This window comes from Aequorivita viscosa, assembly GCF_900106795.1.
Lineage (GTDB): Bacteria > Bacteroidota > Bacteroidia > Flavobacteriales > Flavobacteriaceae > Aequorivita > Aequorivita viscosa.
The window spans coordinates 81,604-99,686 of the sequence record NZ_FNNS01000009.1 but is presented as its reverse complement, the minus strand read 5'-3'; the positions used below and the strand labels follow the sequence as shown (position 1 = coordinate 99,686).

The following is an 18,083-nucleotide window of genomic DNA, read 5'->3' as shown; positions in this document are numbered from 1 at the left end:
TTACGCTGTTTTAGCTTTTAAACGTTTCATTCTTTTCTTAACATTTCCTTGAATCACATAGTGATCAATAGTAGGAGCAAACACATTCATCAACAATATTGCTAGCATTACTCCTTCTGGGTAGGCTGGGTTGAAAACCCGAATCAATACCGAAATAAAACCAATAAGGAATCCGTAGTACCATTTACCTTTATTGGTTTGTGAGCCAGTAACCGGATCGGTAGCCATATAAACAATACCGAAAGCAAGTCCTCCAATAACTAAATGATGCCAGAATGTTTCACTCATTAAGCCATAGAAACTATTTCCTTCCTGAATCCATCCTGCATTTACAACACCATTAAAGATAAGCCCCATAGTGAGTGCACCAATCACGGCAGAAAGCATAATTCTCCAGCTTCCGATTTTAGTATAAATTAAAAATATTGCGCCTAATAATATTAGGAAGGTAGAGGTTTCTCCAACCGACCCTGGAATAAAGCCCCAAAAGCTATCCCAAATACTGTATGCATGTTCTTGATTTTGCGCTAAACTTCCTAAAATTGTTTCGCCAGAAATAGCGTCTGGTTGCCCAGCCATATCTCTTGCTCCGTGAACCCAAACCTTATCACCGCTCATCCAAGTTGGATAAGCAAAGAATAAGAAAGCACGAATGGTAAGCGCTGGGTTAAGGATGTTCATACCTGTTCCTCCAAAAACTTCTTTACCAATAACAACTCCGAAGATTACTGCAACAGTAAGCATCCAAAGTGGAATGTCGATAGGAACAATAAGTGGCACAAGCATTCCCGTTACTAAATATCCTTCTTCTACTTCGTGCCCTTTAATAACGGCAAAGATAAACTCCACCGCAAGTCCTACTCCATAAGAGATTAAAACCAAAGGTAAGACAGTCCAAGCTCCTAAAATAAAGTTATCCCAAGTAAAAAAGTTAGCAAGCGGGTCTAAACGTAATGATGCGTCGATAGCAGCGTAATGTTGAAACCCTGCATTGAATATTCCAAATATTAAGCAAGGAACAAGCGCCATAATCACCGTGTTCATGGTCCGCTTTAAATCGTCTACTACACGTACGTGCGATCCAGAATGAGTAGTTTCATTTGGCGTGTACAAAAAGGTATGCAAAGCGTTGAAGGCCGGAGCCATCTTAGTACCCCTGTACTTTTCCTTTAGCTTATGTAAATTCTGTTTCAATCCCATATACTACGTATTTTTCATTTTTTCAAAAATGAATAATTATCCAATTTCTTTAAACATTAAATCCAGACCGTTCCGGATGATCTGTTGGTGTGGCTGCTTACTTACACAAACAAATTCGGTAAGTGCAAAATCTTCTGGTGCCACTTCATACATTCCCATTGCTTCCATTTCGTCTAAGTCTTGAACCAAGCACGATTTTAGCATTTGCAACGGATACATATCTAGCGGAAAAACCTCTTCATAGCTTCCAGTAACTACAAAATTACGGTGTTCACCATTTGTATTAGTATCTAAATCGTATTTCTTATTTGGCACTAACCAAGAAAAAGTTAAAGCCCTAGATGTAGATATTTTATCAAAAACCGGTTTGTTCCAACCAAACAACTCATAATCATCCCCTTCCGGGATAACCGTTACGGTATTACTATAAAAACCTAAATGTCCTTTTGGAGATATTTTTGTTCCTGTAAGCACATCACCACTTATAACACGAATGTTTTCGCTATTAAGTCCTGAGTCGTACAAGAAGGTAGATACTTCTGAACCTATTTTAGTTTTGTAATATTTTGGAGTTTTAACCTCTGAGCCGGATAATGCGATTATTCTTTCAGCATTAAATTTCCCTGTAAGTAAAAGTTCGCCAATTATCACTAAATCCTGAGGAGCTATAGTCCAAACCACTTCACCCTTATTCACGGGTCCGATTTTATTTATCTGAGTTCCAACGTTTCCAGCAGGATGAGGACCCGATACCGAATGAACAACAACATCTCTTAGTCCTTTAAGCGGAGAATTTGCATCTTTTGCAACTCCTACGTGAACCTGACCTTTAGTAAGTTTACTCAATGCGGTTACAGCAGCTTGCAACTCCTTTTCTTTATTCTGAAGTGAAAAATCGCAATCATTAGCCAAAGGGGCAGAACTGAATGCAGAAATAAAGATATCTCTTGGCTCTTGTTCGGTATTAGCAACTACCGCATACGGACGCTGCATAATAAATGGCCAGCAACCAGACTCTAGCAAACGGCTTTTTATAGCCTCTGCACTAGAGGAATCTGGATTTAAAATACCAAAATCCCTGAACGAATCTTGTGCATCTGCCTCAATCAACAATGTGGTGATTACTCTTTTTGCACCTCGTTCTATTTTAGTCAAGGTGCCACTTACCGGAGAAACAAACTTTATTAGTTCGTTATCTTTAGAATAGAAAATTGCATCTCCTGCTAAAAACTTTTCACCTTCTTTAATCACCATTTTTGGGGTAATTAAATGAAAATCGGCAGGTTTGATAACAAAAGTTCTAGATCTCGGCGCACTGGAAAGTGTTTTTTCGGCGTCGCCTTTTAAATTAATGGTAAGACCTTTTTTAATCTTAATGTCTTTGGACATATCTATGGATATTAATAATGCCTTTTTTACACCCCTAACTTCCGAAATATTTCGGTCGATTTTTGGAGCGCACAAATTTAAAAATTAAAAAGACTATTGCACAATAAAAGCGTATAATTTTGCAGGTTTAACAAGATGAAATAGTATTTTTAAAATATCGGTTACATTCGGCAATCTGGATTTTGGGTAAATTTGAATGAACCAACAGCTTCAAAAAACTCTGCACAACCCTTTTATATAAACCTACTTTGCCTATTAGCATATAGTAAAGCTAACTACACTTCCGTTTTATTTCTCTAACTACACATCAGCTTCGGGCACAAAATTTGTTTTATATTAGCCTTTTAAAATGTTATGATGAACAAAATACAACTAACCTTCTTATTTTCCTTGCTTTTCGCTTCTCAAATTTTTGCTCAGTTGCAAGAAAAAATAGAACCGCCTTATATTAGAACCGTACAATTTCGCGGAGCAACCGACCAAAGTCAACTTCCTATTATTCGACTAGGCGATAGATTACAGCTATCATTTGATGCGCTAAATGGAAAGGAAGAAGATTTTTATTACACCCTTACGCATCACGATTTTGACTGGTCTCCTAGCGATTTATCAAAAAGCGAGTACTTAGACGGATTTGACGATGTTCGTATTTCAACGTATGAAAACTCTTTAAACACGCTTCAAATTTATTCACATTATACGCTTACTATTCCCAACAGGGATACGCGGCGTTTATTAAAAAGTGGAAATTATTTATTGAGTGTAACCAATAGTGATGGCGATATTATTTTTTCGCGAAAATTCTTAGTTGCAGAAAGTATTGCTTCTGTAGGTGTAGAAATTAAACGTTCGAGAGATTTAAAATACATCAATGAGAAACAGGTGGTTCAGTTTACTGTTAATTCTCCCAATCTACTTTTAATCAATCCAAAACAAACAGTCAAAACCCTTGTGTTACAAAACAGTAACTTAAAAGCGGGTATAACCGATCTTGTTCCTCAATACACAATGGGAAATGAGTTAATATATAAATATGACAAAGAAGCATCGTTTGGCGGAGGAAACGAATTCTTGGCATTTGACAATAAAGATGAACGTTCTGCAACCAATGGAGTTCGGTCTGTTTCGTTAACCGATGTATATGAAAATTACCTCTTTACCAATACACCTAGATACAATAAACCTTACACTTACAATCCCGATATAAACGGAAATTTTGTAGTTCGAAATGTCGATGCACAAAATCAGGATATAGAAGCGGAATACGTACGAGTTCACTTTAACCTTCAATATTACGATGATCTTGGCGATAAAGAATTACATATTTATGGCAATTTCAACAATTGGACAATCGATGGTAGCACTTATATGAAATATGATAAGCAGAGTGATTCTTACCGAAACGAACGTTTGTTTAAGCAAGGTTTCTACAACTATAAGTATGTAGTAGTTAACCGTGATGGCACCGTGGACAGTGGCGCCGTAAGTGGTGATTTCTGGCAAACCGAAAACGACTATACAGTAGTGGTTTATTTTAGAGACCTCGGCGCTCGCTACGACAGAATTATAGGTATGGGAGCAGCAAACTCAATTAACATCAGTAATAATTAGAGTGAAATATGTATATGAACTCTATCTTTACTCTGATTTCTAACGTGGTTTTCAATACTTACTAAATTAGAAGCTTAAAACACTGCTTATTTTAAGCGCACGATGAAACGCAAGAAAAAAGAATTTAGCAGCAGGAAGTCACTTCGGTATCGAGGCACTGAATGTTTGAATTGCAAACAACCTTTAGATAAAAGTGACGTCTATTGTCCGCATTGCTCACAAATAAACAGCAAAAAACAGCTTTCGGTATTAGATTTTCTTTCAGAATTCCTGGGCAGTATTTTAGTTTACGACTCCCGACTTCGCCATACCTTGCGGGATCTATTATTTCATCCTGGACGCATCACTAAAAACTATGTTTCAGGACAGCGCTTAAAGTATGCCAATCCATTTCGGTTTTTTTTAAGCGTATCAATTATTTACTTTTTGATAAAAGGTTTTATCGGAGTAATAGATACTTCAGAAAAAGACGATTTCCTAAATTTAACAACTGCTAAAAATGAATCGGAAGTAAGTGAAAAGATCAATTCACTCCCTCCAGATATATTCATTTCCGATTTAAATGGAGACACTCTAATGGCCAAAAAGTTGGATATTCCAAATTACTTTCCGGAGCGTTTATTAGATTCGTTACCATACTTTGAAAACCAAGTGGAGCGGAGCACAATGTATTTAGGCCACCATTATAGATATCCATTGGAAACCCCTACCGAAGCTTTACAAAAACTTCAGCATACAAATTCGTTTAAAAACCGTTGGTTATATTCACGAATGGTTGCCGTAAAAAAAATAGCAGAAGACCCATATTCCTTTATTGATTATTTCAGCGCTAAGATGCCCTTCTTTCTTTTCTTTTTCGCGCCTTTATTCACATTGTTTTTCTGGATACTTTATTCAAAAAAGAAGTATACGTATATGGAGCATATGATATTCATCTTCCATATTTTCAGTTTTGTTTTTGTTGTTAAACTGTTAGTAACCATTCCAGAGTTAATCTTTAAAACCAGTCTACTAGATTGGCCATATATTATTATTTTGGGAGCGATTTACTTCTATTTCGCCTTAAAACGATTTTATCAGCAAAGCCATTTACTCACGTTTATCAAGTTTGCTTTTCTTGGATTCACATTTAACACCGGTTTTTTTATTGCCCTTTTAATTTTTGTTACGGGCAATGCAGTTATTTATTAAGTGCGAATTAACACCCTACCATCCGCATTAGGCTTATTCAACTAAAGAAATAAAGTAAAGAAGAACAACGTATTTCTATAAACACAAACCATTGGGAATTTTAAATAGGTTTTAAAAACAACACCCAACCACCCTAAAGGCATTATCGTCAAAATTTCAATTTCATTCAATTAGAATAGGGAAAAATTAAAGCTTTATTCCTACACATATCATTAGCGGCAAATACAAAAAAAAGAAAAATTCATTCAACCACCGCAATAATTATGTTTTTTTAAATTATTTACGGTATTTTGTATTACTTTTACATGTTACAAGGAGTTTTAATACATTTAAATCTTTTTTACGGTGTATTTACAACTACTTATGTAAATCATTCAGATTTATTTTCACGGATTTCAATTACTAAAAAACCAAATTAATGAAAACAAACATCACTTTGAAAAAACAAGTAGCGCTTCTTGTGCTACTTGTTTTTTCATTAACAATTTCCCACGCCCAAGACATTGCTATTAACGAAGTAATGGCTTCAAACAACACCACAATTTCTGATGAAGACGGAGATTATGGAGACTGGATAGAGCTTCACAATTACGGCAGCTCATCGGTTAATCTTCAAGGTTTCGGACTAACAGACGACGCTACTATTCCTTTTAAATGGGTTTTTCCGTCGTTAACCTTAGCTGCAAATTCGTATGTAATAATTTGGGCTACAGACAAAGATCGCACCGTGGTAGGAGAACCACTTCACACCAATTTTAAAATTAGTTCTGGCGGAGAAGCCATAACACTAACCAACGCCCAATCGGTACTGGTAGACGAGTCTCCCAGTGTGGCTTTAGACCCCGATGTTTCCTACGGAAGGCAACCAGATGGCACTGGCCCTTGGTGGTATTTCTACACGAGCACTCCTGGTGCTTCAAATACTGGAACAGGACTTTCAGAACTTTTGGTTCCTCCAACTTTTTCGCAAGCATCAGGTCTGTACAGCAATGCATTTGATTTAACCATCTCGCACACTAACCCAAACGCAGTAATTGTTTATACCTTAGACGGATCTGAACCTTTAATAGACAATCTTTCAGGGACAAGTTTCAACTATAAAAATGAATATCCTTTAGACGTAGGCGATCCATTAGGCCCAATGCTTACCGACAGTTACACATCTATAATTTATTCGCAAGCCATTAATGTTTACGATAAATCTTTGGAGCCAGACCAGGTAACAACAAAAAACACCAATCAAGACCCGTTATACATTCCACCAAGCCCAGTTCGAAAAGCTACAGTTATAAAAGCCAGAGCGTATGTAAGTGGAATAGCCTCTAAAATAGCTTCCGAAACTTTTTTTGTTTGGAGTGGCGGAAATCCGTATAACATCCCTGTGCTTTCACTACAGATTCAAGAAAATTTATTGTTTGGCTACAATGAAGGAATATATACCTCTGGAATTGATTTTGACACTTGGCGGCTTGAGAATCCAAACAACACACAATCATACAGACCCGAATGGAACAACTATTGGCGACGAGGAAGAGATTATGAATACCCTGTAAATCTAGAAATATTTGAACCTAACGGAACTGAGTTAAATTTGGTGCTGAGTCAAAATGCTGGCTTGAGAATACACGGAAATAACTCTAGAAAAAGAGCTATAAAAAACCTCAGGTTTTACGCAAGAAGCGATTATGATGAGCAAAGTGTTTTTGAACATAACCTTTTTGACAGTCCAATACCAGACGCTACAGTTCCCAACAACAATGAGTTTAAGCGAATAATGTTGCGTGGTGATGGTTCTGGTGGTCCGGTTTCGTATGATGTTGTTTTTAACAGAACGATGCAACCCATTTTTAATGGCCTTACACGAGTTAAGCCTGTAATTCATTTTATAAACGGAGAATATTGGGGCCTCAATGCAGTTCGCGATCGAATTGACGACCACCATTATGCCTTAAACTTCGACTTAGACAATGACAACGTCGCAATTGTTGATTGCAAAGGAGTAAATTGCGAATTAGATGAAGGAAGTGATGATGATTATCAAGCATACATAGATATGCGCGATTTTATTATCGATAATAACATGGCAAACCCCACCTTATATAGTCAAGCCACAGACATGCTGGATATGGCATCGTTTATAGATCACTTTGTTTTAGAAATTTTTGCGGCAAATGATAGTTTCGAAAGAGCTTTTTGGAAAGCTCGCGTACCTGTTAATAATGGTTATGGCGATGGAAAATGGCGATTATCGGTTCAAGATTTTGAAGCGTCTTTAAAAGATGAGACCAATTGGTTAGAATTTTACTCAGACATCACGAGTGGATCTGATAATAATATTCTGTTAGGCAACCTGTTGGAGAATGAAAGTTTTAAGAATCAATTTATCAATCGATTTGCAGATGTACTGAATACGGTATTTACACCAACATATTTCAACAATGCAGTACATGAAACTTTTGATGAAATTGAACCATATTTGGCAGAAAACACACATCGTTATCCACGCGATCAATTTTATGATCCTTCAGAAAAAACAAATTTATTAGACTGGGGAAACACGCGACCGACAGCTCAAAGAAATCAAATAAAAGATTATTTTGCAATTTCGAACGTGGTAGACGTTGATATAAACGTTTCTAGCAGCGAGGCTGGATTTGTAAAAATAAGCACCATAAACATAGACCCAGCAACTCCAGGTGTGCCAGAAAATCCGTATCCTTGGACAGGAAAATATTTTGAAGGCATTCCTGTTACTTTAGAGGTTACTGCGTTCCCTGGTTATGAATTTTCGCATTGGAGCGGCAGTGTTACGGGAACTAACCCTATAATTGAAGTAACTCCAACTGGAAATATGCAAATTCAAGCCAATTTTGTAACAGGATCAGCATCTCCAGAAGTTGTCTATTTCTGGTTAATGGACGGAGAAATTCCAAACGACACACCTCTTGAATTTTTAGATGCCACCTATGCTAGTAACGCTTTAAATTCGTCTATACTTTATACTTCGTGTTTAGATGGATATCCTTTTACAAGTGGCGACCCCAATTGGAGAAAGGCTTCTTTTGAACGCAAAAACTCACCAACTCCGCTAAATTACAGACCAGAGGCGAATAACGACATCCCCTATTCTTCAGATATGATGAAGGGAATTCAAGTTAAACAACCCTTTAGGGCAGGTGATTTGGAAAATACTCTCGAATTTCACATCCCTACGACAGAATTAGAAAACGTAAAGCTTTCTTTTGCCGTAAGTACTGATGGCGCAGCACAAACCTTATTGGTAGATTATTGGGATGGTTCAGACTGGTCAACAACCAACTTAATGAACCCTTCGGAAACTATTTCAGACACATTTGAAGTAAAGCTATTCGACTTTTCTGATGTTCTTCTAGCAAATGACAATCCTGATTTTACTGTGCGAATGCGTTTTGACGGGACTGACATGTATGCTGAAGAAAGTAAAGAAGTCGTTTTTAACAACATAGCTATAGAAGGAGAAACCACCTTATCTAATAATGTAATTGTAAAAAAAGAAGTTTTAAAAGTATTTCCAAATCCTACAAACGATATGCTTAACTTCAAAACGAGTGAGCCTATAGACCAAATTGTTTTTTATAATATTTATGGGCAAGAGATAAACAATTTTCACCCCGAAGGTTTAAACTTTGAAATTAACATCCAAGATTTTTCTCAAGGCGTTTATTTAATGAAGGTCTATTTTAACGAAACGGAAAGAACTTTAAAAATTATTAAAAACTAATTGTAAATCCGCTTTTTGCCGTACAAGTAAAAAAGCCTGCGAGTATCTGCGAGATCGGCGGGAACCAAAAATCTGAGAATGCGAAAGATATCCCACAGATCACGGTGATTAACACAGAATATAAAAGTATTTACTATTTGAGACTACATATAAAAGGTGTTAGAATGTCACAATTCACAGCATTATGGCATATTGTGGACAATCAAAAAACTAATAAAGAAAAAATACAATTGTAAAATAAAATCAAGTAAAATGGTGGGAAATTGTCCCACCATTTTTTTATAGTAGATCAAGAAAATTGAGCATCTCGACTACCAGTTAGTTTTTGAAATATAACGATAAATAAGACATCTTATTGGGAAGCTGTATTGCTATATTAACATTAGTCCATATAATAACTTTTATTGTTTTCATCGCCATCGACGAAACTTTTTATATTGCCGTCTTTATCTTTTTCTTCTTGGTATAGTTCTTCGTAATCCTTGGTATAATGAGCACTAGGAACCACGTTTACATCAAACTTAATCTCGTACATATCTGTTCCTTCAAAATTGCCAAACAAGGTAATATAGTGATCTACAAAGCCAACGTTTTTAGCACTGTTGTATTCTAAAATCAATAAACGTTCATCTCCTTCTGGAATGGCTTCTATTGAGGATTTTTTAGACACAAGGCAACCACAAGAAGTGATTACATCTGATATAACAAGCGGGTTATTTCCTGTGTTTTTAATAGGAAAGACAATATCAAGCTTTTGTCCTGCCAACACAGGATAGTAATGACGATTATTATCTACAACTTCAATGGTCGTTTTTCTATTTTTAATATCTGCGCAACTTACAGATAGCAAAGCCAAAAGAAAATATGCGAATATATTATACTTCATAATTTTAAAATTTGAACCTCATCACAAGCAATAATACTCTTTTTAGCTTCTTTTGGAGTCATTTTAATAACTACATTTTTCATTTTAGAAAAATCGATATCAATATCGCACGAAGCCGTATTTCCAACAATTTTTATTTTATTAGATGCTATCATTTTTAAAGGTTTACCATCTGCCAAGATTTCTATTTTTTCAGGTGAAAGCAAGCCTTGTCTAGGATTATTTAAAAACCTAAGACGTAAAGTATTTGTGTTCTGCAAATTTGTTGTGGAAAATTGTAATTGAAGTTTATCGCCACTAAACAAATACCAACCTTGAAGATAATCCTGAGGAAAACCAGGCGTGCCATCATTTAATAAACTTACTGATTCAAAACCTTCATCAGGCTTTGACAGAAGTTCTATTTTTTCGCCCAAAAGTGCATTTTGAAAGCTATGTTTTGCTATTAGCGCATTCCATTCAGCAGTATACTCTTCAAGTGTATTTCCTATTTCGTCGTAGTTTGCCATATCCGAATATGCCACATATCTACCCAATAGGTTTACATATTCGCTTATTTCGGGTTTCACAATCAATTTATTTCCGTTTACAATTCCGTAGCCCCATTTTCCAGTGGTTGTGGTATATGCAATTTGTAGCCGTGTAAAGGTTAGTGTTGTATACAACTTCAACAATTTATTCCACTCTTCACCTCTTATTATTGGAAGTAACGTTTCTACCGCTTCATAAAAAGTAATAAATTTAGTTGCATCTAAATACGTTTTCAGGTTATCACGCATTCCTCCATACAGATTATAAGCTTTATTTTTTTCGGCGTAATTCTGTTCTAGTGACAAATAATAATTGGCTAATAAATTACCACTTACGGGAAATTCGCTTACAAAATACCTTCGACAAAGTTCCTCTACATTAGCTTGTGTATCCATCATTAATGCAGCGATGACATACGTTTTCATGCCGTCAAATGAAGAATAATCGTAACCACTACCATTAATAAAAACACCCTTTACCCCATTGTTTTTAAAAAACTGCAAATGCTGTTGTAAACCGAATAAAACAGGAATTGGTGTTAGGTAATCATCATAATTAGCCGCATAATCCCACAAGTAAATATTATCTGTTATACTACGCCATTCATTTAACTGATTTAAAAACTGACTTGTTTTTGATTGTTTCTTATTTAATTTAATGCCCTTTGGAAGTTTTATTGTACTAATAAATACACCTGAATTTTTAGGTAGTTTAAAAGTAGGAGGGCTTGCTGTTGTTCGATAGGCAGTCATATAAAAACGATGATCGGGGAAGTGCTCCGATAGTCTTAACACTAACTTTGAGACTGCGGGTGTAGCGTTGCTTGAAGTATTCCCTAATTTACTACATTCACTACAAGTACACACCAAGTTGTTATCCTGTGGGCTTATCATAAAATAGTTGGAAGTTTCATCTCCTCTTCCATAGTTATCAATGATAAAATACCTAATGTGCTCGAAAAACTGTGGCGATGAGAAGCAAAGTTGAGATTCCACCCTCTTTCCTTCCACAAGAGCGTATAAATTTTCGTCTTCGTATTTATTAACTATTCTTGAAACATTGTGCCCCCATATACCCCAATCTGTTTCAACATTATTTGTACCTAGAATTGGAGCAAAATCTGTTTGAAGATTTGGTGCAAAATGTGGTTCGCGATATTCAAAATCAAAATTTTTACAGCTGTTTGAAAGATTAATCATTGGGGGCGGAAAATCTGCTGCATTAATTCGATTATCTTCTATTGAAATATTTCCGATAACTTGATAAATAATCCATAAGGCGCTGCGATCGTTCTGTGCTCGTATATCTAACTGTTCCGCCGAATTTTGGATGCAGTAATCGAACTGTAATCCTGAAGAAACCTGGATGAACAATGATTTATAACCACGCTTTATACTTTTTTCTTTTGAGACTTTTTGCAACAAAACAATAGTCTTGTCTTCGGCTCTATTTGATAAATGGTTATAAAGATAATTCGCCCACCGTTCGCTTTTTTCATCATCACTATACGAAACAACGTATCCTTTGAAACCTAGTTCTGAAGAAAATACTGGAGCTGTGACCAGGATTAATGCCACAATCAAAAACCGAGAATTAAAAAGCCACATGAATTTGAAGATAGAGGTTATATAGATTTCTAAAGTCGAAGTTAGTGTTTTGATCATTCTTATAATTATACCAAGTACCTAAAACCCCAACCGACAGGTTTTTTGTTAGCAGGTGGCTACCTCCTACTCCCACCATTGTATTCAACACCGAAAAACCATCGTAAAGTCGGTAATCTATCATTTCAATATCCGGAGAAGACCCTATGCTTCCCATTGCCGTTACATAGCTTTTAGGTGATGCGATATAATAACGTGCATTTAGCGAAAAGTTATAAAGCCATTGCCCGTCTAAAACAAAATTATTGAAGCGCGAATTGAACCTCCATTTATCCAATTCTTTTGTAGCACCAACAACCAGGTTTAAAAAGTTTTCATCATCAACTAATTTTCTGTAGCCTAGCCCCAATTCTCCTTCGAGTCCGTTTAAAATATTTAATTGTCTATAAATCGAAGCATTGAGCATTATTTCTGGAAAAAACTGATTGGCCCAAGCAGCATCAACTTTAAACCGTGTTCGTTCGTTCAGAATTCTTCCCCATTCCAATTGAATTTGAACACCTTTTCCGGGGTTACGACCTGCGTAATTTACCCTCCCTACATACGTATTTCTTGTTCCGAAAAAACTATATTCTAAAGTTGAAACAGTAGATATAATGTCTTCATCTCCATAACGACTTCGCAAATGATAAATACCTATTTCATTACGATTACTCTTATAGTTAAGGTAATAAAGATGTTGTTTAAACTGATTTTCTTCTAAATAATCAGGTTCATAAACCGATTGGTATGCATACGCTGAATCATATTGCTTCAGTTTTTCAAAGACCCTTCCTTTGGAGTACTTTAGGGTTTTGTTTTCAGGTGAATAGTATAAAGCTGTGTCTAAGACTTTACGGGCCAAATCTAGATCCTTATTTTTAATTAGTTGATTTCCGTAATCGTCTGAAACTTGTGTAAAAGCGTTAATTAAATCAATGTTATAAGGGTTTTTCAACACATCTTGATGCATCGCTAGATAAATTCGCTCAAAGTTGCTATCGTCCTTTCCTTCAATTTCAGCTAATTTAATTTTAAAATACACTTCTTCAGGATATGCTTCCTTGCCCATTTGGGCATAGCGCTTCATTTCGGCTGCATTTTTTGTTTGAAAAGAGAGGTTCACGGCATATTGTAAAGCTTGCAAATTATTAGGGTCTTGCTTTAACCATTCTTTTACATACGCCAAGGATTCGCTATACCGAAACTGCTCGTTCAGTTCTTTCACAATCTGCGAAATCATATCGGAATAACCGCCAAGATGCTTCTGTTTAACATCTTCAGCAACCATCTGGAGGGCTTGTTCGTAAGTAGCAATTGCCAATTTGTACTTTTTTTGCCGCCAATAAACATCTGCGCGTTTAACATACAAATCTGCATTTGATGGATCCGCTTCAATCATAGCGTTTAAGGCATTCAAAGCGTTATTGTATTCGGTGTTCCCCATTGCCATATATGCATTAAATATAGCGTTTTGCGCAACCTTTTTCATTTCTGAATCACCGTATTTCCATACCTCGTCCCATGCTGTAATGGCTTCACTATAGCGCTCCTCAGCCATTTTGTCTTTGGCTTCATTTAGCATTATAACGGCATAATTAATTCGTAAATCCGCATCATCGGGATATTGTAAAAAAAGTTGTTTTGCCAATGCATCGCCTCGGGTTTTATTGCCCATTCTATTGTAAACCATCAATTCCATAATAGATAGTTTTTTGGAATTGCCCCTAGCCTTGCGTTGTTTATTTAAAATACCAAGCGCTTCTTCATATTGATGTGTTCCCATTACGTCGATAAATACATATTCAAAAGCCTCCTCATTTCCTGGATTCTGCTCTAGCACCTTTCCGTATAGCGTTGCCGGCTTCCTGTTTTTAGCATCTCTAGCAGCCTCTAACAGATAGTAATTGTATTGCTTTTTTAATTCTGGAGAATTATTACTTTTAATTTCTTGCTGCAGGAAACCCAATAGCTCGTTATAGCGATTTTGTTCTGCCAGCAATCCTGTTTTCTTATCAATAAGCGAGAGATTTTTTGGAAACTTATCTAAGCCCTGTTCAATATAACTTTGTGCGTTGTATTGATCTCCTGCTTTCAGGTAATTATTTATTAGCATTAAATAATATTCAGGATTATCGGCTTTTTGATTTACCAATTCTTTACTTAATGCAATAGCTTGTTCTATATTTGCTGACTTATTGCTGGCAATGGCTTGCATTTCGGCACTGTATAGGTAGTCTTCTTGCAACTCACTATCTTCTGGATAAATTTGCATAATCCGTTTCCGGAGTCTACTAGCTTCAACGTTATTTCCCTGCAACTCGTAAATAGCTATTTTTTTTCGCCATAGCCCACGCCAATAGGGGTTTATTTCTAATAATTCATTTACGTAACAAATTGCACTGGAATATCGTTTGGAGTCTGTTTCAACGTTCACTAAAATATGTTTAGCATCTACGTTTCCTGGGTTTTGCCTTAACGCCTTGATTAAATCGTATCGTGCCCTATCGTATTCTTTGTAATGATGATGGTACTTTCCCGAAAGCATATTTAAATCAGAATCTTTCGGATGCTTATCCAGCCCTTCGTCTATAATTATTTTTCCTTCTTCCCATTTTCCACGTTCAAACAGCGCGCTTGCCTGTTCGGTATAATCTTTCCTATCGTCAAGTGTTACCTTAACTTGCGAATAAATAGTCTGAAACCCTAATATGAAAATCAAGGTAATGCATACCGACTTTAAAGGAGTTTTATATATCGTTGTTATCATATTTTCTTTTGACACCTTATTAATTCCTTTCCAGTCTACACTTATTACAATTGTTTTTCTACTACTGCTTTTTTGGAAGAAGACTTTTTTGAAAACCCCTGCCTTGTCATTGCTCCCCATTCAAAATTTTCTTGAGTTAGAAACTGCCAATACCCTCTTAAGCTAAATATAACAATTAATGGATGATATAATACTGCTTCAAATGAAGAGAAAAAGATTAAGCGAAAATATTCTTTGAGCTTATACTGTTTCTTTACGCTAATATCATACGAGATAGCAATGAGCGACATTGTGAATCCAATTAAGAAGACAAATATCAACATAAGCCAAAAGGTAGAAAAATTTATTTGTTGAGTTATTAACAAAAATAGTAAAACAAAAAACCCAGTTACCTCAATAATTGGAGCCACAAATTCAAACAACAGCGCATAAGGAAGAATTACAAGCCCTAAACGGCCATATCTTCGGTTAAAAAGAAACCTTCTATGAACAATAAAAATCTGCAACAAACCTCTTCCCCACCTTGTACGTTGTCTACTAAGCACTTGAATATTTGGAGGGCCCTCAGTCCAACAGCAAGTATCGGGTATTTGAACTATTTTGTATTTGCGACCATTATCGCGCATGTAAACAACCATTCGAATAGTCATATCCATGTCTTCAGCGTGAGAAAGCGGGTCGTAACCACCAGCTTCTATAACAACAGATCTATTAAACAACCCGAAGCCCCCAGAAACATTAGGAATAGCATTGAGCGCCGCCCAACCCATTTTTGCTAGTAGGTAAGAACGAAGGTATTCTGTTTCTTGAAAAGTGGGGATAAACCTTCTAGGAGGATGTGCCGCTACCATATCGCCATCTTTTATCTCGCAGCTATTCACCATTCTCATGGTTGCCCCAACAGCAATTACGGTGATTTTTGAATCTAAAACAGGAAGTACAACTTTTGTTAGGGTATCTTTTGCCAAAATACAATCTACATCGGTATTGATAAAGTAATCGTACTTGGCTACATTGATACCCGCATTCATTGCGTCGGCTTTGGTACCGCCATTTTCCTTGTCTACTACGGTTAATCTCGAATAAGCTCGATTTGTAGATCTAAAAATTCTTTTAACAGGGCGACAACGAATATTTTGAACATAGGGAAAAGGTATTTCTTCTAAATGAAAGTGATTAATTAAAAGATCTAAGGTCTTGTCTACACTTCCATCATTGACAATAACTACTTCAAAATTTGGATAATTTAAACTCAACAAAGAGTTTACGCTATCAATAATAATAACTTCTTCATTATAAGCTCCAGCGACAACTGAAATACCGGGCGCTTTTTTAGGTGAAAGGTTAAGTAAGTGTTCTTCTTTTAAAGTGTATCTTGTTTTTTCTCTCAGAATATTTAAATACCCCAAAATTCCCAAAACAAGGTAAATTACGGTAAGACAAATTGCATAGAAAAAAATAGCATATTGATAAAAATATATAACTGTGTCCATTAAGACAATTTAGTTTTCTTTCTAGTACCAAGAAAATTCGAGTTGTATTCTACGTACGAAAATGCTTTTTTCTCGAATTCGGATGCAGCATACTTTCTTAGTTCTTTGAATATTAATTTTGCTTGGCAATCAATTTTGTAAATATTTTCGATAATCTTGATAAAGCTTTTATCATCGTGATGTGTGCTTTTATAAATATTCTTTAAAAAATCTAAAGCTTCGGGGCTACCGTATTCGCCCATAACATCAACAATAGCATTTTGCACAGGTGTAGAACTATAGGGATAATCATCTGTTAACATGGTAAATGCCGGTTCATATTTAAGGGCTCCAAATGTTGTTACAATCTGTGATTTTACTGTAAGACTATCTGTTGTTTTGTACAACTCCATTAAATAGGACGCACTTTCCTGTTGATTAAAAAATGCTATCTCCCTAATTAAAAAACACTTGAAGTCTTCATTTTTTGCAGTTCGTATCCAGCGACCAAATAGGGGAAGTGTTTTTTTCTTAGCGTTAGAAATTAGACCCGAGTGAATTCTTAGTTCGTCAAGGTGATTAAAGCCCTTATCAAAATCATCTTCCATAAATTTAAAGGTGTTCGACTTATTAATTTTGAAAGATTCAGCTCGGGCAAGTTTTCGTAAACTATCATCCTTATTGTATGCCAACCTTTGAATTATTGAATTAGGAACACTAGCACCGATATTATCTAACATCCGTAAAGCCTTTTTTTTGCAAACTCTAGTTCCTTTAGTTGTTTGATCTTCCCAATAGGTATAAAGATCAAAGGCTTCTATGACCATTGCATAATTGTGAAGATTTAATTCCTTAGCTTTTCCAAACTGCTTTAATGTTACAATTAAATTGGTTAAGTGTTCTATTTCCCATTTTTTGGTCAGCTTTAAATCATGGTCAAAAACGTCGTGAACTTCATTTAAATTTAATTGATTTGGGTTATAAAGTATTGAATTTAATCGGTCATTATATTTAGACACTATAACATTTAGCCTATTTAAGTTTTGTCCGTCTTTATAGTTAAGGAAAAGTGTTCTTGAAAGGCAAAAAACAGACACTCCTAATAACAAAAGAACCAAAATAACCGTTACACTAATAATTAATGGCATGCCTGCAAATGCAGCATCCAAATAATGAAAGTAATATTCTAAAGTCTCCATTTTTAATATATTTTAATTTTTAAACCGATTTGTAGTAAAAACCGAACTCATTATTGTTTTTCACAAAAAAAGCATCATTTAAGTCCTTATTTTCACAGGTAACATCTTGCTAAAAACCTTCTATCTTTTATCTAAGGCTCTTCCATCTATTGTAGAAACTGAGTAAATACCATTTATTCTAGACACAATTTTAGATTGATATTTTAATTGCGATATAAATCAAAAACAACAAAACTCTAATCTCTAAAAAAATTGAAGGCTACGTTCTTCGATAAAACCCTAACATCCTCATTAATAATTTTTAAGATGAAAAGTAAAAACTAGTTACGCAATAAAAATCATATAATAGTGACCGAAACACTCAATAATCAATATTTTTTATTCGACTTAATTAAAAATATAAAATATTAACAAAAATATAAATTTAGTAC

10 protein-coding genes are annotated in these 18,083 nt (G+C 35.5%); 3 read left to right on the top strand and 7 right to left on the bottom strand.

Going from position 1 to position 18,083, the window contains the following annotated elements; all coding sequences use genetic code 11:
• Positions 1-1,200 carry an NADH:ubiquinone reductase (Na(+)-transporting) subunit B gene (locus BLW28_RS07040; protein WP_073216973.1) on the bottom strand — a complete coding sequence of 400 codons (1,200 nt, stop codon included), beginning with the start codon at positions 1,198-1,200 and terminating at the stop codon, positions 1-3.
• A gap of 36 nt (positions 1,201-1,236) precedes the next feature.
• The gene (locus tag BLW28_RS07035; RefSeq protein ID WP_073217108.1) at positions 1,237-2,589 is read right to left on the bottom strand and encodes a Na(+)-translocating NADH-quinone reductase subunit A; all 1,353 of its coding nucleotides are present in this window, start codon (positions 2,587-2,589) and stop codon (positions 1,237-1,239) included.
• A 357-nt stretch (positions 2,590-2,946) separates the two neighbouring features.
• On the opposite strand from BLW28_RS07035, the gene BLW28_RS07030 reads away from it, so the two are divergent.
• From BLW28_RS07030 to BLW28_RS07020, 3 genes are all read left to right on the top strand, one after another.
• Positions 2,947-4,200 (top strand): type IX secretion system plug protein, encoded by a 1,254-nt coding sequence (locus BLW28_RS07030; RefSeq protein WP_092842551.1) that lies wholly within the window; start codon positions 2,947-2,949, stop codon positions 4,198-4,200.
• A 102-nt stretch (positions 4,201-4,302) separates the two neighbouring features.
• A complete protein-coding gene (locus BLW28_RS07025; RefSeq protein WP_073216976.1) occupies positions 4,303-5,391 on the top strand; it encodes a DUF3667 domain-containing protein in 1,089 nt (362 codons plus the stop codon).
• Positions 5,392-5,809: 418 nt separating this feature from the next.
• On the top strand, positions 5,810-9,151 hold the full coding sequence (locus tag BLW28_RS07020) for a CotH kinase family protein (RefSeq protein ID WP_073216979.1): 3,342 nt from the start codon (positions 5,810-5,812) through the stop codon (positions 9,149-9,151).
• A 382-nt stretch (positions 9,152-9,533) separates the two neighbouring features.
• Here the strand turns inward: BLW28_RS07020 and BLW28_RS07015 are convergent, their stop codons facing one another.
• Genes BLW28_RS07015 through BLW28_RS06995 form a run of 5 tightly spaced genes read right to left on the bottom strand, consistent with a single transcriptional unit; the run spans position 9,534 to position 17,652 of the window.
• Positions 9,534-10,037 (bottom strand): DUF1573 domain-containing protein, encoded by a 504-nt coding sequence (locus BLW28_RS07015; RefSeq protein ID WP_073216982.1) that lies wholly within the window; start codon positions 10,035-10,037, stop codon positions 9,534-9,536.
• A complete protein-coding gene (locus tag BLW28_RS07010; protein WP_177165880.1) occupies positions 10,034-12,145 on the bottom strand; it encodes a DUF4838 domain-containing protein in 2,112 nt (703 codons plus the stop codon). The genes BLW28_RS07015 and BLW28_RS07010 overlap by 4 nt, the downstream gene beginning before the upstream one ends.
• Positions 12,146-12,161: 16 nt before the next feature.
• Positions 12,162-14,981, bottom strand: a complete 2,820-nt coding sequence (locus BLW28_RS07005) for a tetratricopeptide repeat protein (protein ID WP_083540691.1) — start codon at positions 14,979-14,981, stop codon at positions 12,162-12,164.
• A gap of 44 nt (positions 14,982-15,025) precedes the next feature.
• Positions 15,026-16,474: a glycosyltransferase family 2 protein gene (locus BLW28_RS07000; RefSeq protein ID WP_073216985.1), complete on the bottom strand. Its 1,449-nt coding sequence runs from the start codon at positions 16,472-16,474 to the stop codon at positions 15,026-15,028.
• The gene (locus BLW28_RS06995; RefSeq protein WP_073216987.1) at positions 16,474-17,652 is read right to left on the bottom strand and encodes a HEAT repeat domain-containing protein; all 1,179 of its coding nucleotides are present in this window, start codon (positions 17,650-17,652) and stop codon (positions 16,474-16,476) included. The genes BLW28_RS07000 and BLW28_RS06995 overlap by 1 nt, the downstream gene beginning before the upstream one ends.
• Positions 17,653-18,083 lie beyond the last annotated feature (431 nt).

Coding starts and splice junctions, on each gene's coding strand:
- BLW28_RS07025 (WP_073216976.1), top strand. CDS start 4,303: ATGAAACGCAAGAAAAAAGAATTTAGCAGCAGGAAGTCACTTCGGTAT.
- BLW28_RS06995 (WP_073216987.1), bottom strand. CDS start 17,652: ATGGAGACTTTAGAATATTACTTTCATTATTTGGATGCTGCATTTGCA.
- BLW28_RS07035 (WP_073217108.1), bottom strand. CDS start 2,589: ATGTCCAAAGACATTAAGATTAAAAAAGGTCTTACCATTAATTTAAAA.
- BLW28_RS07030 (WP_092842551.1), top strand. CDS start 2,947: ATGAACAAAATACAACTAACCTTCTTATTTTCCTTGCTTTTCGCTTCT.
- BLW28_RS07005 (WP_083540691.1), bottom strand. CDS start 14,981: ATGATAACAACGATATATAAAACTCCTTTAAAGTCGGTATGCATTACC.
- BLW28_RS07020 (WP_073216979.1), top strand. CDS start 5,810: ATGAAAACAAACATCACTTTGAAAAAACAAGTAGCGCTTCTTGTGCTA.
- BLW28_RS07040 (WP_073216973.1), bottom strand. CDS start 1,200: ATGGGATTGAAACAGAATTTACATAAGCTAAAGGAAAAGTACAGGGGT.
- BLW28_RS07015 (WP_073216982.1), bottom strand. CDS start 10,037: ATGAAGTATAATATATTCGCATATTTTCTTTTGGCTTTGCTATCTGTA.
- BLW28_RS07000 (WP_073216985.1), bottom strand. CDS start 16,474: ATGGACACAGTTATATATTTTTATCAATATGCTATTTTTTTCTATGCA.